This window comes from Niabella terrae (genome assembly GCF_054783135.1).
This window is the reverse complement of sequence record NZ_BAAGRD010000008.1, coordinates 61,934-83,681: the sequence shown is the minus strand read 5'-3', so window position 1 is coordinate 83,681 and position 21,748 is coordinate 61,934. Positions and strand designations below refer to the sequence as shown.

The window sequence follows — 21,748 nt, the reverse complement described above, 5'->3', positions numbered from 1 at the left end:
ATCTGGAATCTTTTCATTTGTTTAAGCTGAATCGATTATCTTTAATCATATGCTTTAGCTTTCATGCTGCTCCGCCATTTACATTTTTTGAAGCTCGTGTTTCTGCACAGCATTACCGCATTCGGGGGACCACAGGCGCACCTGGCCATGGTGATGAAAACCTTTGTCAAAAAGACGCCGTATATTACAGAACAGGAACTGATGGAATACAATGCCTTTTGTCAATTGCTGCCCGGTGCATCTTCCACCCAGACCCTGACACTGATCGGATTCAAAAGGGGAGGACCCTTACTCGGTATTCTAACCCTGTTGGTCTGGATCCTGCCGGCTTGTACGATTATGTGTGCACTTTCGTTTTTTGTGGAATACCTGGATTCCTCTAACAGCCGACATGTCGATATATTGAAATATATCGTGCCAATGGCCACCGGCTTTTTAATTTTCGCCTGTTTCGCGGCACTCCCGTATTCAGTAAAAAACCTGGTTACCGGTATGATTGCACTGGTCTGCGCCCTGGCTACTTTTGCTTTTTTCGGTAAACCTTATATCGCACCGCTTTTGATTTTGCTGGGCGGATTGACGACCAACCTGAGTCGAAAACGCATCCCCCAGCTTCCCGCCCGGCCCGGCAAAATCAGATGGTGGAATATCTGGCTTTTTGCCATTATTTTTATTGTCGCCGGGGTCCTGAGTGAAACAGCCCGTAAGAACGACTGGCCGGATCGCAAACCCATCAGCTTGTTTGAAAATACCTACCGGATGGGTTCCCTGGTTTTCGGAGGAGGCAATATTCTGATGCCCATTATGTATGAACAGTTCAGTGTCCGGCCCGAGGCAGTCCGCAATAAAAATCCCAATGTCATACAGATCAATAAAAAAGACATGCTTACCGGCATTGGCATTGTACGGGCAGTGCCCGGACCGGTTTTTTCCATCGCCTCCTATTCCGGCGGACTGGCGCTCAAAGACCGCGGACCGGGTGCCCAGGTCCTGGGCGGCCTGATAGGCATGGTCGCCATTTTCCTGCCCAGCGCACTTCTGGTACTTTTCTTTTTCCCTATATGGAATATGCTGAAAAAATATGCCGTAATCTATCGTTCCCTGGAAGGCATCAACGCCGCCGTGCTCGGCATCATGTTCGGATCCACATTGTACATTCTAAAAGATATCAGCCTTTTTGATGGCAGCAGGGTGGGCTTCTTGAATATGATCGTGGTCCTGTTGACTTCATTATTACTCATTCTCACCCGGCTTCCGGCGCCGGTGATCGTTGCGCTCTGTGTGCTGATGGGTTATTTCCTGTAATAACCGCCTTTTTCAATCTCCTCAATGACATTTTCGGGCATCAGGTACCTTATTGATTTCTTTTCCCGGATCAACTGGCGGATGGTGCTGGCTGAAAGTTCCAGAAGAGGCGCGTTTAAAATCTTTATTTTCGCTCCAAAATCGTCCAGAATATCAAATCCTGGTCGTTTATATATATTAATATTATAATTATTTATTATATATTCTGTATTATGCCATTTATGTAAATTCTGAAAACTATCACTGCCCATAATCAGTGAAAAATCATGTTCGGGATATTTTTCCGACAGACTGGCCAGGGTCACCGCCGTATAGGAAGGGCGGGGCAGATTGAATTCAATATCCAGCGCCCGCATTCGGGGATCGGCTTCAATAGCCAGCCGAACCAAAAATAGTCTTTGGTTTTCGTTTAGCAGGGAACGCGTCTCCTTAAACGGGTTCTGCGGAGACACAATAAACCAAAGTTTCTCACAGCAGCCTTCATTCAACACATGGCTGGCGATAATAAGATGTGCATGGTGAATGGGATTAAAAGAACCAAAATACAATCCGATTTTCATGGAAATTTCAATTAAGATCAAAAAAGCTTTCCAGGTTCACCGACCCCTGCAGTGAACAGCATCCGACAAATTTCAGGGAGGAGATTATCCCTCCCGCATTTCCTTTACAACAATATGCTGGGCTTCTTCGGTGCGCAGGCTAAGCAGGTAGCCGGCGACGGATACTGACATGGGATCATTAAATAATGCCTTTTGAACCACTTCGATTTTTTCACCCGGGAGACAGCCCATTTCCATCAATTTCAGGAAAATCTCCTCCGTCGTAAACTTAACGATGGTCGCAATCCTACCCGGTTCCAGATCTGATAACAACAGTTCTTTAATCATTATACAAAGCTAAGTATTGTTCTTTGTGTTTTGTTTACGAAATTTGAAATTATGAACGCTCCCGATAGTACCATCCATTTTAATTTTCAACATCCCATTAGCTTAGGCCATCGCAAGCGCCTGAAAAGATTTATAGCGAATGAACTAAAAACAGGAGGAAAATCAGGCGCTTTATTGAATTTCATATTTTGTACAGATGATCAGCTTTTAACCATCAATCAACAGTACCTGAATCACGATTACTATACAGATATCATCACTTTTGATCTGTCCGAAAAAGGATCCGATTTACTCATTTCTGATATCTATATTAGTGTAGACCGGGTTAAAGAAAATGCAAGGCTCCATAATGCACGACGCTCTATTGAACTGCATCGCGTTATTTTTCATGGCGTCTTACACCTGCTGGGATTTAAAGACAAGACGGTAAAGGATCAACGAAAAATGAGGGCAGCGGAAGAGGAGTGGCTAGCATCCTACTTCATAGATTTATCCTAAATAACGCATGGACCACACTGTTCCACGTGAAATAATGCATTCCGCCCAGTCCCAGCAATCAAACCGCGTCCGCCTTAACCCGTTTTCGGGCACACAGATAAATGTTTCACGTGGAACGCACCCTTCCTGATATCCTGCACAATAATACCTGTGTTAAGCCCATCCCATTACACCTGCGGTCTTTACGACAGCACTATTTCGCAGAAGCGCATAAAATCGAATGTTTCACGTGGAACAGCGCCCCCCAGCTTGGCCTTCCTTAAACAAAAGCGGCAGAAAGGCCGGAAAAGCTCCGATAGACCCGAAATACAGCGTTCCGCAAGTAAATGCCAACACCAACCATGAGGGGAGCTCGCCTCTTGGGGTCCATCAAGAAAAATTCAATCCGCATGCCGGACAGAATCTCAGTTCCAGACATTAAGTATCTTTGCGGCCTATGTTTGAAGAATATGATGTAATTGTTGTAGGAGCCGGACATGCGGGCTGTGAGGCCGCGGCTGCAGCAGCCAATATGGGATCTAAGACCCTGTTGGTGACCATGAATATGCAAACCATCGCACAAATGAGCTGTAATCCCGCCATGGGGGGTATTGCAAAAGGGCAAATTGTACGGGAAATAGATGCCATGGGGGGCTATTCCGGAATAGTCACAGACCTCTCGATGATACAGTTCCGGATGTTAAACCGCTCCAAGGGTCCCGCAATGTGGAGCCCCAGGGCGCAGAGCGACCGGATGCTTTTTGCGGCTAAATGGCGCGAAATGCTGGAACAAACCCCCCGTCTGGACTTTTACCAGGACATGGTCAGCGGTTTACTGATTAAAAACAAGCGTATCACAGGCGTGATCACGGGTTTGGGGCACGAAATCAAAGCCCGCGCCGTGGTCCTGACCAATGGAACTTTCTTAAATGGTATTATACATATAGGAGAGAAACAGTTTGGTGGCGGACGGGTCGCAGAGAAAGCAGCCACCGGTATTACTGAACAATTGGTAGCACTGGGCTTCGAAAGTGACCGACTGAAAACCGGCACCCCACCACGTGTGGATGGTCGAAGTCTGGACTATTCAAAGATGGAAATACAGGAAGGCGACACTGAAATCACCGGATTTTCCTATAAAAAACTGGACCTTATACAGCCCAACCAACAACGTTGCTGCTGGATTACCTATACCAGTCCGGAAGTACATCAAATTCTGAAGACCGGATTTGACCGAAGCCCTATGTATGCGGGCAGGATAGACGGCGTAGGGCCCCGGTACTGTCCCAGTATAGAAGATAAGATCAATCGCTTTGCTGATAGAGATCGTCACCAATTATTTATTGAACCTGAAGGGTGGAATACAGTGGAAATTTACGTGAACGGCTTTTCTACTTCCTTGCCGGAAGAAGTCCAGTATAAAGCGCTACGTATGGTCCCGGGATTTGAAAATGCGCGACTGTTCCGCCCCGGTTATGCAATCGAATATGATTATTTTCCACCCACACAACTTTCGAATACACTGGAGACAAAATTAATATCCGGCCTTTTTTTCGCTGGTCAGATTAACGGAACCACCGGGTATGAAGAAGCCGCCTGCCAGGGATTGATGGCAGGTATCAATGCGCACCAGTTTGTAACAGAAAAACAGCCCTTGGTTCTGAAAAGAAATGAAGCCTATATTGGTGTGCTTATTGATGACCTTATTAATAAAGGAACGGAAGAACCTTATCGGATGTTTACTTCCAGAGCGGAATACCGCACCCTGCTCCGTCAGGATAATGCCGATGCCCGGCTCACGCCAATAAGTTATCAATTGGGTCTGGCAAAAGAGGACAGAATGCAGCAAATTCGACGGAAAAATGAAAACATTGCCAATATTAGATCAGTAATCAAGGAAATAGCGCTTCAACCTGACGAAATTAATCCTTACCTGGCAACGCAGGGTTCCGCACCCATCCCGGAAAAACAACGCGTGGAGAAAATTTTATTACGTCCCGGCATTGAACTGGACCAATTGGCGGCCGCAGTTCCCAGAATCGCCCAGGCCCTAAGCCCCTTTAATGCAGAAGAAATCCAGGAAGCCACCATACTGGTTAAATACGCCACTTATATAGAAAAAGAAAAAGAAATAGTCTCCCGGATGAGCGAAATGGAAAATCTGGCGATCCCGGAAAATTTTGATTACTCCAGACTGGCTTCCCTCGGGAACGAGGCCCGCGAAAAGTTATTTAAAATACAACCCAGGACCCTGGGCCAGGCGAGCCGTATCTCGGGAATCAATCCCAGTGATATACAGATATTGATGGTTTATATGGGTCGCTAGAAACTGGTCGCTCAATGATTCTATCAGTTTCAGGTTCTGAAAAATGATGCCTTGGTTTGGCCGTCAATAACCGTATAAATCGACCAATTTGTAAATAATTGGGCATTTTTATGTTTTTGGTTGATTCAGGGCGAAAGCTTCCCGACTCAATCTACTGGCTACGGCTCCAGGTCGTTGACCAGACCTGGTTCCGCAGCTGCTCGGTAACAAATAAATGATTGATGGCCGGAACAAAAAAAGAAAAGCAGCTACGATGATCGTAACTGCTTATTTTTCTGTGGTGTGGGCCGGGATCGAACCGGCGACACAAGGATTTTCAGTCCTTTGCTCTACCGACTGAGCTACCGCACCATTTGAAAGCGGGCTGCAAAAATAGCGGTTTTTGCTAAAACCCGTACTGTTTTAGTAAGAATTTTAATTCTACCCTTACTCCGGAATATAACCACTGCTGTTTATTACCTGATCCAACCAAACCAGTCGCTTACTATAATATTCCCTTAAAAAGGCGACATATTCTTCAAAACTGTTTCCGGTGAACCAGCTTAGATGAATATTGGGCTCCGAAAGAATATCCCAGCGTATGAAATTGGGTTTTTGACTAAACTGCAGTGAAAGGGCCAGGCTATCCACATAATCCGGAATAGTGGCCAGTGTGGGCTTGACCTGGTTCCACCTTTCCCGTATCTGCAACATCAGTTCCGGATCCTCGCGCAGTCTATCGATCCAGGCCCTGACGAAGTGGGCCTTATCCAGCATTAATAGTTCCTGGGCATCACCCAGTCTTTTATCATTATTAACAGCAAGATCAAAATCCCAAACGGGTCCGGTATAGAGCAGGGGATCAGTACCGGAATTTTTATACATTTTCATACTCCACAACATGTCCGGATTACCGGAGACTTCGTTCGCCAGATAGTAATTGATAAAAGATGGCAGATCCAGAATTTTCCGGTACCCCTCGTTAGGATCTTTGAAATTATTGCTAAACAGCCGGTCTTCGAAATCCTGAAAATATCCTGAAATATAATTCAGTTGATCCGTACTGATTTCCTCCTCATCAGGAAATTTGACGGTCACCGGCACATTATGATTGGTAAAAAAATGTACCGGCTCAGAACCCGCATACCCATCCACTTCCAGGTAATACCCCCCGTTATCTTCATCAATATCGATTTTATCAGACCCCGTTTCCTGGTGCTCTGCAAGATTATAATTTCCCTGATAACTATTGTTCAGAAAGAAATCAGCATAGCGTTGCCGGGGCGTATAAGCCAGCCCTACCCGCCGGCTAACTTCAAACCCGACTTCATTGCGCATCAGCGACCGGTCCGCATAGTTGGCCATCAATGCCCAGTCTTTGTTCTCCGGCATACCCAGGAGCGCCGCCGATTCATCGAGTTTCATCTTATAGGGTTTCTTGGGCATATTCCAGGTAGAATTTCCCCGGCCCCGGATACGCATGGTACCCTCATGAAGCAATTGTCCGGGAACCCCACTATAAATTTTAACGGTCCCCGTTACATAATCCTCTTTGTTTAATATGGGTGTCCCGCCCGTAGAAACATAAATAGCCGGCACACCCAGATCCTGGAACTTAATAAAAAAGGTATGACTGGAATTTTTAAATTTTAAGACATAGGGCGTGACTGCGGCAAAATCAACAGCCGTATTACCGCTTTCCTGAACGACACCGTTTACTTCTACTGTCTCAGTTTCTACCGTAGTAAATTCCGGCACCAGCCCTTTTGGATCAAACCCGGCAAAATATCTGACAAAGACGGTGTCGCCTTCTATCGTACCGTTGATATCGTAAAAAAGTGTATCGTTCTTAAAATTGCTAAATTTAAAAGAAGTGAGCTGCGGATGATATAAATCCTGGTCTTCGGGAGACTGTTTTTTACACCCGAAAATAAAAAAAGCAATCAGCAGGCTTAGTTTTAAGGAAGTCAGCAAATTATAATTCATAACACTCGATTAAATGAACAATGACGCAGGCAATCCACCAATGAGATTTCCCTGAAAATACATTAGTAGTTAAAGTTAAGACTCAAGGACAAACAAGAAAAAAGAATATCTAAAACAGAAAAGACGATCACCGTTACCGGAAACCGTCTCTTTTAAAAATTATCCGTCTTTCGTTAGGATCTTACATTCCATATTCACTTAAAAAACGGATACGCATTATTTTGAGCTGCTCCCAGTTGAAATCAAATTCTGCCAGTTCCTTTTGGGCCACATCCAGCGCCGAAGTTTCACAGGTTTTAAAATACTCGATTATTTCATCCTGGTCTTCATCATCTAACATCTCATCTATAGCATAACCCAGGTTCAGCTTTGTACCGCTGGCGGCAATTGTTTCCATTTCCTCGAGCAATTCATTCAATTTCCAGCCTTTATTCTTCGCTATGGTCTCCAGTGGAATTTTCTTATCCGTTTGCTGAATGATATACACCTTATTACCGCTTTTGTTAACCACACTCTTCATCACAAAATCATCGGGCTTCTCAATCTGATGTTCCGCCACGTAATTTGCAATTAGCTCGATAAATGGCTTTCCGTATCTTCTTGCTTTTGCACTACTGACCCCCTGACATTTTTCTAATTCTTGCAGGGTAGTTGGATACATTGTTGCCATATCCTGGAGTGAGGTCTCCAAAAAGATTACCCAGGGTACCAGATTTACTTTCTTAGCCTGCTTCTGACGCAATTCCTTCAGCATCTCAAAAAGCCGGTCGTCGGTAGCAGTGCCGGATGCAGCAGCCTCGATTCCTTCTTCGTCATCTCCGACTGCTTCTTCAAATCGGTTATTGAGGACAATGGGAAAAGATCCGGGCTTTTTAATAAATCCCGCGCCCTTATCTGCAATTTTTAATACGCCATATTCTTCAATATCCTTGCGCACCAACCCTTCCAGAATCATCTGTCGGACAAGCGAGTTCCAGAAATGAGGTTCACGCTGTTTTCCTGCTCCAAAGGATTTCAGTTTTTCATGACGAAACATTTTAACCTGTGGCGTCGGCCTGCCAATCAGAATATTCACCAGATAATCCGTAGCAAACTTCTCATCCATTTCCTTTACGGCTTTCAAAACCGTCAGTACTTCCGTCTTGGCTTCGATCTTTTCCTTAGGATGGTTACAATTATCGCAATTGCCACAGTTCTCTTCCAGATAATGCTCTCCAAAATAACTAAGGATCACTTTTCTCCGACAGACCCCTGTTTCAGCATAAGCAACGGTTTCATTGATCAACTGCGCTCCTACTTCCCGTTCACTTAAAGGCTTGTCCCGCATCAGATGCTCCAGTTTGCTAACATCTTTATGGGAATAATACAAAATACATTTTCCTTCGAGGCCATCTCTTCCGGCACGACCCGTTTCCTGATAATAATTTTCAATGGATTTGGGAATATTATAATGTATGACAAAACGTATATCAGGTTTGTCGATACCCATTCCAAAAGCAATCGTAGCTACAATTACCTGAACGTCTTCGCTTAAAAAGTCATCCTGCCGACGGGCCCTCAATTTACTGTCCAGTCCCGCATGGTAAGCTACCGCCTTAATACCGTTAGCCCCCAGGATTTCTGCCAGTTCCTCGGTAGTTTTCCTGTTCAGGGTATAAATGATCCCGCTTTTATTCTTCATTCCTTTGATAAACCGGACGATGCTTTCATCGGTCTGGTTTTTCTTGATTTTAGGAATGATCTCATAATAAAGATTGTCCCTGTTAAAAGAAGATATAAAAATATTCGGATTACGAAGATCCAGGTTCTTTACAATATCACTTTGCACTTTGGGTGTCGCAGTAGCCGTCAGGGCAATCACCGGTATTTTGGGGTTGATCTGATCCATCATCTCACGAAGTCGCCGGTATTCCGGCCGGAAATCATGACCCCATTCGCTGATACAATGGGCTTCATCTACGGCAAAAAAAGAAATATCAAGTTCACTGAAAAAAGAAAGATTCTCCTGTTTGGTCAGGGTCTCCGGCGCCACGTACAACAACTTCGTTTTTCCGGACACTAAGTCTTCCTGCACTTCCTTGATTTCCTTCTTACTGAGCGTGGAATTTAAAAAATGCGCAATTTCATCATTGGAATTATACCCTCTGACCAAATCCACCTGATTCTTCATCAGGGCAATCAGCGGCGATACGATGATCGCCACCCCCTTGGATATCACCGCGGGCAATTGATAACAGAGACTTTTTCCACCACCGGTAGGCATAATCACAAACGTATCATTCCCGTCCAGTAAAGATTCTATAATCGCTTCCTGCTTACCCTTAAACTGTTTGAAACCAAAATTGGCTTTCAATTCTTTTTGTAAGTCTAATTTATTTTTCGGCTTCTGCGTAGCAGATTTTGTTGATTTTTTTGGAGCCGTTTTCGTCGATTTCACTCCCATTGTTAAAATATATATATATGCATGTGTTCTAAAAAACTAGCGTAAAAAGATACACTACTTATTGATAATAAAAAAATAAAGTTTTGATAACATCGTGGTTTATCAGGTGTTGCAGGCACCTGATGAAAATCCTGAAAGAAATAATATCCCAAAAGGATTTTCGTTCTATAGACCTGTATTACTTGCAAAGATCGGTGGTAAATGATTTTTAAAATGATACTTTTGCATTTTAAGCATTTCTTTTACTTATGCCGCCAGATCCAATAGATATTGCACGCCGGGTGATTGCTGCGGAAGCAGCGTCAATAGCTGATCTACAGAAGCTTATCAATCAAAATTTTGAAAAAGCAATTGAACTGCTGCTTCACTGCCGAGGCCGGGTAGTTATCAGCGGTATCGGTAAAAGCGCAATCATTGCCCAAAAAATCGTCGCTACCTTAAACTCCACCGGTACCCCTTCCATCTTTATGCATGCAGCAGACGCCCTGCATGGCGATCTGGGTATTGTCCAGGAGAAAGATGTTGTCGTTATCTTAAGTAAGAGCGGCAGCAGTCCCGAGATTAAGGCATTGATTCCACTGGTAAAAAATTTCGGTAATAAGCTGATTGGTATTACCGGGAATAACCAATCCGAACTGGCCCTGCAATCTGATGTATTTCTGGATACCACTGTAGACCAGGAAGCCTGTCCCAATAACCTGGCGCCCACTACCAGCACGACGGCGCAGCTGGTGATGGGCGATGCCCTGGCGGTTTGTCTGATGGAATACCGGGGATTCAAAGACGGAGATTTTGCTAAATTTCACCCCGGTGGAACCCTGGGCAAAAAATTATACCTCCGGGTCGCAGATGTATATACCCGTAATGAAAAACCAATGGTAGGACCTGACCAGACCTTAAAAGAAGTCATTGTGGAAATAACCAGGAAAAGACTGGGTGTCACAGCTGTAGTGGCTGCTGATGGCGGGCTGATGGGTATCATTACCGACGGGGATCTCAGGCGCATGCTGGAAAAAACAACGGATATTGAAAATATTGCGGCCAAAGATATCATGACCCGTCAGCCAAAGGCCATCCTACCGGAAGAACTGGCCATCTCTGCACTGGATCTGATGCGTAAAAATGCGATTACACAACTGGCGGTAACCCGCAACAATCATTATATGGGGATCATTCATATTCATGATCTCTTAAAAGAAGGATTAATTTAGCTATGAATAAAAATCACTATGTAGCGATCATGGCCGGAGGTATTGGCAGTCGCTTCTGGCCTAAAAGCCGCAGTTCTTATCCCAAACAATTCCTGGATATTCTTGGAACGGGACAAACCCTGATTCAGGCCACATTCGATAGGTATAAAACCATTGTACCGGTGGAAAATATCTATGTGGTTACCTCGGAAGGTTATGAATCCATGGTAAAAGAGCAACTCAATGAATTGCCCGCGGCAAATATCGTGGTAGAACCTTACCGGAAGAATACCGCACCCTGCATTGCTTATATTTCATTCAAATTACAGCAGATGAATCCCGATGCGGTGATGATCGCCGCACCGGCAGATAACCATATTCCGGATAATGAGAATTTTGTAGAAGTGATGCAAAAAGCTTTGGATTTTGTATCCCATATCAATGCACTGGTTACCGTGGGTATCCGTCCCACACATCCCAATACAGGTTATGGGTATATCCAACACGAACCTACGGAAGCCGCTCCGGGCGTCTATAAGGTGAAAACCTTTACTGAAAAGCCCAATATTGAAATCGCAAAGGCTTTTATCGACAGCGGTGATTTCTTATGGAACAGCGGCATTTTTACCTGGAAATGTAAAACCATCTTGTCCGCATTTGAGCAACACTTACCGGAAATGTATGAACTTTTTTATACCGACCGCGAAGTTTTCAATACAGACAAAGAGAAAAAATCGATTGAAAAAATATACGCACAGTGCACTAATATATCTATTGATTTTGGGATCATGGAAAAAGCTTCCAATGTATACATTATTCCGGCCACCTTTTTCTGGAGCGATCTGGGCACCTGGAACAGTGTGCATACCAATATGGAAAAAGACTATTTCGATAATGCCGTTGTCGGCTCGGAAGTAATGGTTTTTGATACCCATCATTGCGTCATTCATGCACCTGATAAAAAACTCGTTCTGGTACAGGGACTGGAAGAATACATTATTGTGGATACCGACGATGTATTAATGATCTGTAAAAAAGATAAGGAACAGGAAATAAAGGATTTTGTGGGTGAAGTAAAACGTCATAAAGGCGATAAATATCTCTAGTTAAAACGGGCAAACTTCCATATGATCTCCGGATATTCACTGCAACAATTGCTGTTTCTGGATATAGAAACGGTGCCGCAACAGGAAAACTATGCGGCGCTCCCGGATAACTGGAAACAGCTATGGGACTATAAGGCAGGTCTTATTTCCAGGAACAGGGAAATTGAAACCCCGGCTTCGATTTATGACCGGGCGGGTATTTATGCGGAATTCGGAAAGATCATTTGTATCAGTTGTGGCGTCATTCAGGAATCCGCTTCAGGCCGCAGCCTGATCATTAAATCTTTTGCGGGTCATGATGAGAAATTGTTACTCAGGCAGTTTTCTGAGATGCTGCAAAAATGGAGCAATAATGACCAGAAATATCTATGTGCCCACAATGGGAAGGATTTTGATTTTCCCTATATCTGCCGCCGGCTTGTTATCAATGACATGCCATTGCCCGCACTGTTGAATATTGCAGGGAAAAAACCTTGGGAAATCCGGCATCTGGATACTATGGAACTGTGGAAATTCGGAGACCTGAGGTATTTTATATCTTTAAACCTTCTGGCCCAGACCCTGGGCATACCCACTCCAAAGGATGATATCGACGGCAGTATGGTTGCTAAAGTATATTACGAAGAAAAAAATATGGATCGCATCATCATCTATTGTCAAAAAGACGTGATTACTTTAGCGCAGGTCTTTCTCAAATTTTCATCCGAACCCCTGATTGCTGAATCTGACATAGAAATCAAGTAAACCTGAGAACCTCTCCCGTCAAAGCCCTGCTGCTTTACTTATTTCCAGCATTTTATCGATAGGCCTTTTAGCAGCCAGTCGCAAACTTTCTTCCATCTCAATATCGGGTTGCTCATATTTCATGCAGAGATAGATTTTCTCGAGGGTATTTCGTTTCATATGGGGACAATCATTACAGGCGCAACCATTATCGGGGGGCGCCGGTATAAACTTTTTATCCGGACTGGCTTTTTCCATCTGGTGCAGGATACCTGTTTCCGTAGCTACAATGAACTCCTGTGCAGGATTTTCGATGGTATATTTTAACAATCCTGTCGTGGAACCCACAAAATCTGCCATTTTTAAAATGGGCGCTTCACATTCCGGATGTGCAATAAATTTAGCCTCCGGATGCTGCATTTTCAATTTGGTGATATGCTCCATACTGAAAATCTCGTGTACCATACAGGCACCGTCCCATAACAGCATATTCCTTCCTGTCACCTTGTTGATATAAGCACCCAGATTGCGGTCGGGTGCAAAAATAATTGGTTGGTCTTCCGGAAAACTTTCGACAATTATCCGTGCATTGCTGCTGGTTACGATCACATCGCTCAATGCCTTGATACCGGCACTGCAGTTGATATAACTGACGACGACATGATCCGGATGAGCAGCCTTGAATTGTTGAAACAGCGGTGGCGGACAGCTGTCACTCAGTGAACAACCGGCTTTGAAATCAGGGATCACGACTTTCTTTGTGGGATTCAGAATTTTAGCCGTTTCCGCCATGAAATGTACGCCGGCAAAAACAATCATATCCGCATTGGTTTTCTCAGCTTCCTGGGCCAGACCCAGTGAGTCCCCGATATAATCCGCAATATCCTGGATATCAGCCTCCTGATAATAATGCGCCAGAATTACAGCATTCTTCTCCCGCTTCAGTTTATTGATTTCTTCAAACAAATCCAGTCGGGGATCGATCTCCAAATCCAGAAATCCCTTTTCATCGAGTTGCTGTTTTGCTACCTGTAATTCCACTCCGTTCATGACATAAACTTTTAAAATCTTTGCAATGATACAATGCAAGTTTCGGTTTTTCCAAACTTAATTTTTCATGGTCTTATAGTAATAAGTATAATATAATATTTAAATAAAACCTATTATTATTAGGACTGTGCATTAGTGGAGAACTTAACTTTCACTACTAATGCAAAATTAACCTTTATATGTTTTCCACAGAATTTTATGACAAATTAACATTAGGGAATCGCAGTACCGGGGCGTTTGCCGCGATTATTCACATAATTGTGAATCTCGGTCCGGGCATAAAATATTGAGCCATCCTGGTCTGGTTGCTGTGCATAAACCGCGTATAATTTTAGAACTACCCACATCGCGGGGACCAGCGTTTAATTCTGTGGATTTTATTTTCAAATAACACTGTTTCATACGAACGTTCCACAGGGGTATATCCACAGTTTTATTGCTTCATTCACATTCCAATGGGGATAAGTTCCCTAATTATACGAGAATTAACTGCCTAAAACCGACCGGAAATGCTGTATTTGGTTCTTGACCGGTTGGCGCTAGTTCATATTCCGGTAACAAAGCACTGAAAGCGATCGAAGACCTTGAAAATTTCAACCACTTAATTTCGAAAATCGGGAAGAATTTAACACCCACAGAATAACAAAATTCTTCGGAATCATTAATTTTAAGTAAAATCAGCGATATTATGGTAAACAACAAACACATTGCCACTTTTATTCTGGGCGCACTGGCGGGACTGGCTGCGGGTAAATATGCCAGTATGAGTGAAGAAGAAAAGGAGAAAATGATCAGCAGTCTGAAAGAAAAGGCCAACAATCTGAAAGAAGACGCGGTAAAAACGGCAGAACAGGCGAAGGATTATTTTTCAGAACTGACTACCAAAGGCACCGATGCCATTAAAGAGCATTTTCCAGATGCTGAAAAATGGATGCAGGATATTTTTGGTAAAAAAGATAATACGGCAGCTACCGGAGAAAATTCCTCGCAACCTGCCAGTTAGCAAGCAATACCGTTTAAATCAAATCGTTGGGATTAGGTACTAATTTCAGGATTTTATGCAAATTCTGCTGGTAGTGCTTTTTATCAATTTTATAGTAATAAGCTCCTTTCTTAGAATTGCTTTTGTCTTTTTCTTTTTGCTTTATCAACAATTTGGTTGAAAGCATTTTTCTGCTGAAGTTTCCCTTATCGAAAGTTGTATTGAAAACATCTTCGAACAGATTCTGTAACAAGGGAAGTGTAAATTTCTCCGGGAGCAGTTCAAAAAGTATGGTATGCGAAGCTGCCTTGTATTGTAATCTTTGTTTGGCCAGTACCACCATTTCATTGTGATCAAAAATCAGCGGGGGAAAATCATTGATCGGGAACCATTCAGATTCGAATTCATCAGTAATGGATTCCCGGTATTTATTGATATCCAATAAAGCAAAATAGGCGATAGAAATAGTGCGTTGGGCCGGATCTCTCCTGGGGTGTGAAAATGTTTTGAATTGTTCCAGATAGATACCGCTCAGTCCCGTTAATTTCTTTAATACCCTGTCAGCAGCCTCTTCGGCTGTTTCGGCTTCCTGGATAAAGCCACCCATTAAGCTCCATTTACCCTGCTCCGGCTCAAAGCCTCTTTTGATCAGTAAAATTTTGAGGTGGGTTCCATCAAAACCAAATACGATGCAATCAACGGCAGCGGCAACTTTTTTAATTTTAGAATTTCTTTTCTCTTTAATCACAGGCAAAGAATGTATTAACAAATCTAATTTTTTTAATGGTATTTAAGCTATAAAAATCTGATCTCACCAAAAAATAAAAAGATTCTCCATCATTTCAGGCAGATTTAATCTGTTCAGCCCTGGGTGTCACCTTGAACAGGCAGGCGTAAGGGCATCTTTCTTTTCAGTAGCTGCAATCCGGCCAGGGCTGCCAGGATCAGAAGAATATCGGCCATCCATAAGACCTTGTAACCCCAATGTTCAATAATAGTGGTAGATAAAAACGGGGTGATTATAAAAGCAGCGGAGAATCCCAGGGAATTCAGCGCCATATAAGAACCCTTATTATGGCCGGAAGCACGCAGGGCGCCTACCGTAGACATAAAAGGCAGTACCAGAATTTCGGACAAACTGATAAGTGATATGGCGAGATACAATACCCAAAGTGCCGGGTTCAGGCTGAAAAGTATAAAGGCTGGGATACAGAAAAAACTGCCCCACATGAGGGTCGTATAGATAGGAAAGCGTTTTTCTGCAAAGCTGACCAGCACCATTTCGGTCAGAACAATAATAAAGCCGCTATAACCCATCAGGAGACCGATTGCAGTTTTGGTGAGATGCACCTTATTGTCCAGGTACAGCGGAATCGCATTGAGTAACTGACAAAAAGGTATAAAATATAATAAAGAAATGAAGGCAAACAGCAGATAAGGCTTATCCTGATACGCCGTAGGCCCCAATTTTTTTCTGTCGGCGATCTTAGCCGTGACTTTGGCGTTTTCCCGGGGACGTACATCCTTAAAATAGCTGTAAAAAAGCAGTCCGGCAATCAGCGAACCGAAGGCATTGCCCCAAAACAAAAGATCATAGGATCTTGCAGCCAGCAGTCCGCCCAGCGAAGGTCCAAACGAAAAACCCAGATTGATCGCCATCCGGTTCAACGAAAAAGCCCTTGTAATATTTTCAGGCCGCGCATAGTGGGTGATGGCTGCTGCATTGGCAGGTCGGAACAAATCGGTGATGAAAGACAGACAGCAGACACCAATGGTTAAAGCAGTCAGTGTCTCCAGCCGGCTCAACAGGATATAGAAGGGTACTGCCGCAAACAAACTGAAACATTGGACCCTGAAGTTGCCGAAACGATCGGTCAGCCAGCCACCGGTTATATTTCCCAACAGGGAGCCCAGTCCGAAAAAACTCAATACAATTCCGGTTTCATAGATACTGAAATGCAGGGACTCGTGCATATAGATGGCCAGAAAAGGCAGCACCATCGCGCCTGTCCGGTTAATCAGCATTACCGCTGCCAGCATCCAGGCCGGAGCAGATAGCCCACGGTAGGAAAGGAAGTATAAATTAAAAATCTTTTTCATCAGCGAGGGTCTGGAGTGTTTTCAATAAAATTTTGTGCGGATCCTAACGGAAAGGATTTCGATCGCTTTTAAAGGCCTGAGCGCTACCTGGAAATGCTGTCAAAAAAACCCGGTACGTTGAAGGTACCGGGCTTGCATGCTGTTTAAATGGAATGTTAACCATTCATACTTGCCAAAAACTCTTCATTGCTCTTTGTGCCTTTCATGCGGCGGAGTAATTCCTGCATTGCTTCTTCGGTTTTCATATCTGCCAGGTAAACGCGCAACAGGTTCATGCGTTGGAGTACTTCTTTTTCCAGCAACAGGTCATCACGGCGGGTGGAGGAAGCCGTCAGGTCAATCGCAGGGTAAACCCGCTTATTGGCCAGTCTTCTGTCCAGCTGCAGTTCCATATTACCGGTACCTTTAAATTCTTCAAAAATAACCTCATCCATTTTACTGCCGGTATCAATCAGGGCAGTAGCCAGAATGGTAAGAGAGCCGCCGTTTTCTATCTTTCTTGCTGCACCGAAAAACTGTTTAGGTTTCTGCATGGCGTTGGCTTCCACACCACCACTCAGGACCTTCCCGGATGCGGGTGATACGGTATTATGCGCACGGGCCAGACGGGTAATGGAATCCAGCAGAATTACTACATCATGACCACATTCCACCAGACGTTTTGCTTTTTGTAAAGCTACCGTAGACACTTTTACGTGTTTTTCAGCGGGTTCGTCAAAAGTAGAGGCAATGACTTCTGCCTTAACACTGCGTTCCATATCTGTTACTTCTTCCGGCCGCTCATCGATCAGTACCACAATCAGATAACATTCAGGGTGATTTTCAGCAATGGCATTTGCCACAGCTTTCAACAACATGGTTTTACCTGTTTTGGGCTGGGCCACAATCAGACCACGCTGACCTTTACCAATGGGGGTAAACAGGTCAATGATTCTGGTAGACAAATCCGAAGGACGGGTAAACAGATTCAGTTTTTCGTAAGGGAATAAAGGCGTCAGGTAATCGAAAGGTACCCGGTCTCTTACTTCTTCAGGACTTTTACCGTTGATCGTATCTACTTTCAGTAAAGCGAAATATTTTTCACCTTCCCGCGGCGGGCGTACGGCGCCATGGACGGTATCTCCTGTTTTTAAACCAAATAACTTTATCTGGGAAGGAGAAACGTAAACATCATCAGGGCTGGAAAGATAATTGTAATCTGATGACCTCAGGAATCCATATCCGTCGGGCATCATTTCCAGCACACCTTCACTTAATATAACCCCATCAAACTCCACATTAAAATTAGAGGTCTGTTCTTTACGGCCCAGGTAAGGTTTGGACTGGGGCTCATCAATAATTGCAACCGGCGTGGGGTTGGTAAATTTCTCGGTGGCTTTGAAAGCCTGTTCAATAAATGCTGCAGTCAGTGGATCCAGGCTGCCTTCTTCAGCAGGCGCCTGCTGTTCACCGGATGCTGGTTCCTCGGTAGTCGCAGCTTTCTTTTTGGCCGGGGCCGACTTTTCAGCCGCCGCTTTATCTTTTTTATCTTCAGTTTCTTCTTTTGTGTCAGCTTCTTCTTTTTGCTCTGAAGTTTTCTTTTTCGCCGCCGTTTTCTTCTTGGCAGCAGCCCTTCCTTTCTTAGCCGGTGCCTTGGCTTTCTTGTCTTCCTGATCAGCTTCTTCTTCGAGCCCGTCATCTTCAACAAAAGCTTCTTCGGTCATATTGGCGGTGGTCGCTTTTACAATACGCTTTCTTTTGGGTTTATCATCTTTTGTGGAACTCTTGGAACCGGCAATGGCCTGGTTGTCCAGGATTTGGTAAATCAGATCCTGCTTGTTCAGTTTCTTGGCGTTAGGTATTTTCAGTTGATCGGCAATGTCTAACAGCTCAGGAACGAGCATGTCGTTCAATTGTAGAATATCGTACATAAGGGTAAACTTAATTAATCCATACCGGCTTTAGTATGCTGATTAATGAGATTGATCGAAAATTTGTTTTTTGGGTAATCCTATTATTGAAATGAAAATCAATAACTCTTAGAGATGATCACAAGCCTTAGGTCATTTCTTCTGCGAAAATAAAGGATTTCTGAGAAATACAAAAAAATGGTTTTTTGGGGAAAAGCACCTCCGAGAGCTGTTCAAAGGCATTTTCAGGGAGCCAAAATGGTACGCCAATGGCAAAATCCGTGAATCATGGCTATCTTTGCCGCCGAAAAAACAGCGTGATGTTTCAGAAAAGAATAAAAATTAAGACAATTTTATCAAAAGATCCGGGAGCCTGGTCCGATCAGCAACAGACCGTAATGGGCTGGGTACGTACTTTTCGCAATAATCAGTTCATTGCCCTGAATGATGGAAGTACCAATACCAATTTACAGGTCGTTGCTGAACTGGGTAAGTTTGATGAAGCGTTGTTGAAAAGAATAACCACGTCAGCCTCGCTGAAAGTGACGGGCCAACTGGTCGCATCACCGGGGAAGGGCCAGCAAATGGAGCTCAAAGCCGATACGATAGAAATACTGGGTGACAGTGATCCGGAAAACTATCCGCTCCAGCCCAAAAAGCATTCCCTGGAATTTTTAAGGGAAAAAGCCCACCTGCGGTTCCGGACCAATACTTTTGCCTCCGTTTTCCGGATCCGGCACGCCCTGGCTTTTGCGGTGCATCAGTTTTTTAATGAGCGAGGTTTTGTGTATCTGCATACGCCTATTATTACCGCCAGTGATGCCGAAGGGGCCGGTGAAATGTTCCGGGTTACCACCCTGCCTTTTGACCAAACCCCAAGAACAGAAGACGGTTCCGTTGATTTTAGCCAGGACTTTTTTGGAAAATCGACCAATTTAACTGTTAGTGGTCAGTTAGAGGGCGAATTAGGCGCTACCGCCCTGGGAGAAATATATACTTTCGGACCTACGTTCCGGGCGGAAAACAGCAATACGGCGCGGCACCTCGCTGAGTTTTGGATGATTGAACCGGAAATGGCTTTTTACGACCTGCAGGACAATGCGGATCTGGCAGAAGCTTTTATTAAATATATTATCGGTTACGTATTGGAAAATAACCGCGAAGACCTGGATTTCCTGGCAGCCCGTCTGGCGGCGGAAGAAAAACAACTGCCCCAGGAAAAGCGTGCTGAAATGGGATTGATTGAGAAACTGGAATTTGTACTGAACAATGATTTTCAGCGTCTGGACTATACAGAAGCGATAGAAATTCTGTCCAATAGTAATTATCATAAAAAGAAAAAGTTTCAATATCCGATCACCGGATGGGGTATGGACCTGCAAAGTGAACACGAAAGATTCCTGGTGGAAAAACACTTTAAGAAACCGGTCATACTGATGAATTACCCCGCCTCCATAAAAGCTTTTTATATGCGGATGAACGAGGATGGCAAAACGGTTGCTGCCATGGACATTCTGGCCCCGGGCATTGGTGAAATCGTGGGTGGTTCCCAGCGGGAAGAGCGCCAGCAACTGCTGGAAGAGAAAATGAAAGCCATGGATATCGATCCCCGGGAAATGTCCTGGTACCTGGATACCCGCCGTTTCGGTACCGTTCCGCATTCGGGTTTTGGACTGGGTTTTGAGCGAATGATTCAGTTTGTTACCGGTATGGGCAATATCCGGGATGTAATTCCTTTTCCCCGTACCCCGAAATCCGCAGAATTTTAGAAAATTTTTGCAACAATTAACCGAAACCAGGGCGTATAGGTTTCGGGATGCGCAGCGATGCTCGTTTTCAGGGCTTCCGGGCTCATGTATTTCCATTCCGCCACTTCTGCCGGATCTACCGCCGGCGTCCCGGTAAAGCGGCCCTCAAGCACATGATCGAATTCATGCTCGGTCAAGCCGTTGTCGAAGCGGGCCCGATAGATAAAATCAAAAGACGGCGCCAGGGCGCATTCGATGCCCATTTCCTCGCGGAGCCGGCGATCGGCGGCGTCAGCTACTGATTCGCCCGGTCGTGGATGACTGCAGCAGGTATTGGTCCACAGACCCCCGCAATGATATTTGGAAAAAGCACGTCTTTGCAGTAGCAATTCACCCGCGTCATTAAAGAGCAGTATCGAAAATGCCCGGTGTAGCCGACCCTGTCTGTGGGCCTCCATTTTTTCCATGCTGCCCAGAGGCCGGTCATTTTCATCTACCAGGATTACAAAATCGGTTGCTGCTGTCATTCGGCGAAGATAGCTTGCCTGTTCGGGATGCGGTGCTGCCCTATTTCAAATACTGGTTAAAAAAATCAATGGTTCGCTGCCAGGCCAGGGTTGCCGCCGTTTTATCATAACGGGGGGTGGTATTATTGTGAAAGCCGTGATTGGCCTTGGGATATATATAAGCCCTGTATTGCTTGTGGTGGGTTTTCAGCGCCGCTTCATAATCCGGCCAGCCCGCATTTACCCGGGTATCCAGTTCCCCGAAATGCAGGAGCAGGGCTGCCTGAATATCCGCCACTTTGTCCAGCGGAGGTGCCCCACCGTAAAAAGGCACTGCGGCGGCCAGTTGCGGCACCCGCACCGCCATCATATTGGAAATCCAGCCGCCGAAACAGAAACCTACCACCCCCGCTTTACCGTTGCAATGGGGATCCTGAGCCAGATACCGGTAACCGGCGATAAAATCTTCCAGCATTTCATCCCGGTCCCTTTTGGCCTGGAGCGCCCGGCCCGCATCATCCGTGCCGGGATAACCGCCCAGGGGACTCAACGCGTCCGGAGCCAGGGCTACGAATCCGGCCAGGGCCAGCCTTCGGGCCACATCTTCGATATAGGGATTCAGGCCCCGGTTTTCATGTACGACCAGCACCCCACCCTTTTTGCTGCCGGCGCCGGCCGGTAGGCACCGCAGGGCCCGGATTTTACCCCCGCCTTCCGGAGAATCATACTGAATGTATTCTTGCTGCAGCCGGGGATCATCGGCTTTTGTTTCCAGGGTATGCTGGTAATCCGGCATTAAAAAACTCATCAAAGCGCTGACCGTGAGTCCGCCTACAGCATACAGCGATAGTTTTTGCACAAAATCCCGCCGGTTGATCCGGCTATGGGCATAATCATCATAAAGATCGAAGACCTCCTGACGGATATCTTCTTTTTTGAGTTGCGGCATAGGAGCAATTTTCGTAATTAAATATACGAAAAATCCGGGCGGCTGGAATCTTTGTATATTTGCAGCACTCATGGGGTGCCTTTATTCCTGTTGATCCGGGAA

18 protein-coding genes and 1 tRNA gene are annotated in these 21,748 nt (G+C 44.8%); 8 read left to right on the top strand and 11 right to left on the bottom strand.

Annotation, left to right across the window (positions count from 1 at the left end; translation table 11 throughout):
- The first annotated feature begins 96 nt into the window (after nucleotides 1-96).
- Nucleotides 97-1,305, top strand: coding sequence for a chromate transporter (locus tag ACYVI9_RS08650; protein WP_460764921.1), 1,209 nt, complete (start codon nucleotides 97-99; stop codon nucleotides 1,303-1,305).
- On the opposite strand, the gene nadD is transcribed toward ACYVI9_RS08650, so the two are convergent.
- Both nadD and ACYVI9_RS08640 read right to left on the bottom strand, forming a co-directional pair.
- Complete coding sequence (gene nadD, locus ACYVI9_RS08645; protein WP_460763391.1) at nucleotides 1,293-1,865, bottom strand: nicotinate (nicotinamide) nucleotide adenylyltransferase; 573 nt, start codon at nucleotides 1,863-1,865, stop codon at nucleotides 1,293-1,295. The genes ACYVI9_RS08650 and nadD overlap by 13 nt on opposite strands.
- Before the next feature lie 84 nt (nucleotides 1,866-1,949).
- Entirely contained in the window at nucleotides 1,950-2,192 is a 243-nt protein-coding gene (locus tag ACYVI9_RS08640) for a FeoA family protein (RefSeq protein WP_460763388.1), read from the bottom strand.
- A 51-nt stretch (nucleotides 2,193-2,243) separates the two neighbouring features.
- On the opposite strand from ACYVI9_RS08640, the gene ybeY reads away from it, so the two are divergent.
- Entirely contained in the window at nucleotides 2,244-2,690 is a 447-nt protein-coding gene (gene ybeY, locus ACYVI9_RS08635) for an rRNA maturation RNase YbeY (RefSeq protein ID WP_460763386.1), read from the top strand.
- Nucleotides 2,691-3,126: 436 nt separating this feature from the next.
- A complete protein-coding gene (gene mnmG, locus ACYVI9_RS08630) occupies nucleotides 3,127-4,995 on the top strand; it encodes a tRNA uridine-5-carboxymethylaminomethyl(34) synthesis enzyme MnmG (RefSeq protein ID WP_460763383.1) in 1,869 nt (622 codons plus the stop codon).
- A 278-nt stretch (nucleotides 4,996-5,273) separates the two neighbouring features.
- Here mnmG and ACYVI9_RS08625 read toward each other — a convergent pair.
- The 3 genes from ACYVI9_RS08625 to recQ form a co-directional block, all read right to left on the bottom strand.
- Nucleotides 5,274-5,346, bottom strand: a tRNA-Phe gene (locus tag ACYVI9_RS08625).
- 75 nt (nucleotides 5,347-5,421) lie between these two features.
- A complete protein-coding gene (locus tag ACYVI9_RS08620; RefSeq protein WP_460763380.1) occupies nucleotides 5,422-6,960 on the bottom strand; it encodes a CotH kinase family protein in 1,539 nt (512 codons plus the stop codon).
- A gap of 181 nt (nucleotides 6,961-7,141) precedes the next feature.
- Complete coding sequence (recQ, locus tag ACYVI9_RS08615) at nucleotides 7,142-9,313, bottom strand: DNA helicase RecQ (protein WP_460763378.1); 2,172 nt, start codon at nucleotides 9,311-9,313, stop codon at nucleotides 7,142-7,144.
- Between the two features lie 338 nt (nucleotides 9,314-9,651).
- On the opposite strand from recQ, the gene ACYVI9_RS08610 reads away from it, so the two are divergent.
- Genes ACYVI9_RS08610 through ACYVI9_RS08600 form a run of 3 tightly spaced genes read left to right on the top strand, consistent with a single transcriptional unit; the run spans nucleotide 9,652 to nucleotide 12,443 of the window.
- Nucleotides 9,652-10,614 carry a KpsF/GutQ family sugar-phosphate isomerase gene (locus ACYVI9_RS08610; protein WP_460763375.1) on the top strand — a complete coding sequence of 321 codons (963 nt, stop codon included), beginning with the start codon at nucleotides 9,652-9,654 and terminating at the stop codon, nucleotides 10,612-10,614.
- A gap of 2 nt (nucleotides 10,615-10,616) precedes the next feature.
- Nucleotides 10,617-11,699, top strand: coding sequence for a mannose-1-phosphate guanylyltransferase (locus tag ACYVI9_RS08605; protein ID WP_460763373.1), 1,083 nt, complete (start codon nucleotides 10,617-10,619; stop codon nucleotides 11,697-11,699).
- A gap of 21 nt (nucleotides 11,700-11,720) precedes the next feature.
- Nucleotides 11,721-12,443, top strand: a complete 723-nt coding sequence (locus ACYVI9_RS08600) for a 3'-5' exonuclease (RefSeq protein ID WP_460763370.1) — start codon at nucleotides 11,721-11,723, stop codon at nucleotides 12,441-12,443.
- Between the two features lie 18 nt (nucleotides 12,444-12,461).
- Here the strand turns inward: ACYVI9_RS08600 and nadA are convergent, their stop codons facing one another.
- Nucleotides 12,462-13,472: a quinolinate synthase NadA gene (gene nadA / locus ACYVI9_RS08595; protein WP_460763367.1), complete on the bottom strand. Its 1,011-nt coding sequence runs from the start codon at nucleotides 13,470-13,472 to the stop codon at nucleotides 12,462-12,464.
- 688 nt (nucleotides 13,473-14,160) lie between these two features.
- Between nadA and ACYVI9_RS08590 the strand changes: the two genes are divergently transcribed.
- On the top strand, nucleotides 14,161-14,475 hold the full coding sequence (locus tag ACYVI9_RS08590; protein ID WP_460763365.1) for a hypothetical protein: 315 nt from the start codon (nucleotides 14,161-14,163) through the stop codon (nucleotides 14,473-14,475).
- A gap of 13 nt (nucleotides 14,476-14,488) precedes the next feature.
- On the opposite strand, the gene ACYVI9_RS08585 is transcribed toward ACYVI9_RS08590, so the two are convergent.
- The 3 genes from ACYVI9_RS08585 to rho form a co-directional block, all read right to left on the bottom strand.
- Nucleotides 14,489-15,223: an NUDIX hydrolase gene (locus ACYVI9_RS08585; RefSeq protein ID WP_460763362.1), complete on the bottom strand. Its 735-nt coding sequence runs from the start codon at nucleotides 15,221-15,223 to the stop codon at nucleotides 14,489-14,491.
- A 92-nt stretch (nucleotides 15,224-15,315) separates the two neighbouring features.
- Nucleotides 15,316-16,554: an MFS transporter gene (locus tag ACYVI9_RS08580; RefSeq protein ID WP_460763359.1), complete on the bottom strand. Its 1,239-nt coding sequence runs from the start codon at nucleotides 16,552-16,554 to the stop codon at nucleotides 15,316-15,318.
- Nucleotides 16,555-16,709: 155 nt separating this feature from the next.
- Nucleotides 16,710-18,464 carry a transcription termination factor Rho gene (gene rho, locus ACYVI9_RS08575; protein ID WP_460763356.1) on the bottom strand — a complete coding sequence of 585 codons (1,755 nt, stop codon included), beginning with the start codon at nucleotides 18,462-18,464 and terminating at the stop codon, nucleotides 16,710-16,712.
- Between the two features lie 248 nt (nucleotides 18,465-18,712).
- Here rho and asnS point away from each other — a divergent pair, with 248 nt between their 5' ends.
- On the top strand, nucleotides 18,713-20,212 hold the full coding sequence (asnS, locus tag ACYVI9_RS08570; protein WP_460763354.1) for an asparagine--tRNA ligase: 1,500 nt from the start codon (nucleotides 18,713-18,715) through the stop codon (nucleotides 20,210-20,212).
- On the opposite strand, the gene idi is transcribed toward asnS, so the two are convergent.
- Entirely contained in the window at nucleotides 20,209-20,718 is a 510-nt protein-coding gene (idi, locus tag ACYVI9_RS08565; protein ID WP_460763351.1) for an isopentenyl-diphosphate Delta-isomerase, read from the bottom strand. The two genes, asnS and idi, sit on opposite strands and share 4 nt — an antisense overlap.
- Nucleotides 20,719-20,758: 40 nt before the next feature.
- Nucleotides 20,759-21,646 carry a dienelactone hydrolase family protein gene (locus tag ACYVI9_RS08560; RefSeq protein WP_460763349.1) on the bottom strand — a complete coding sequence of 296 codons (888 nt, stop codon included), beginning with the start codon at nucleotides 21,644-21,646 and terminating at the stop codon, nucleotides 20,759-20,761.
- Between the last annotated feature and the right edge of the window lie 102 nt (nucleotides 21,647-21,748).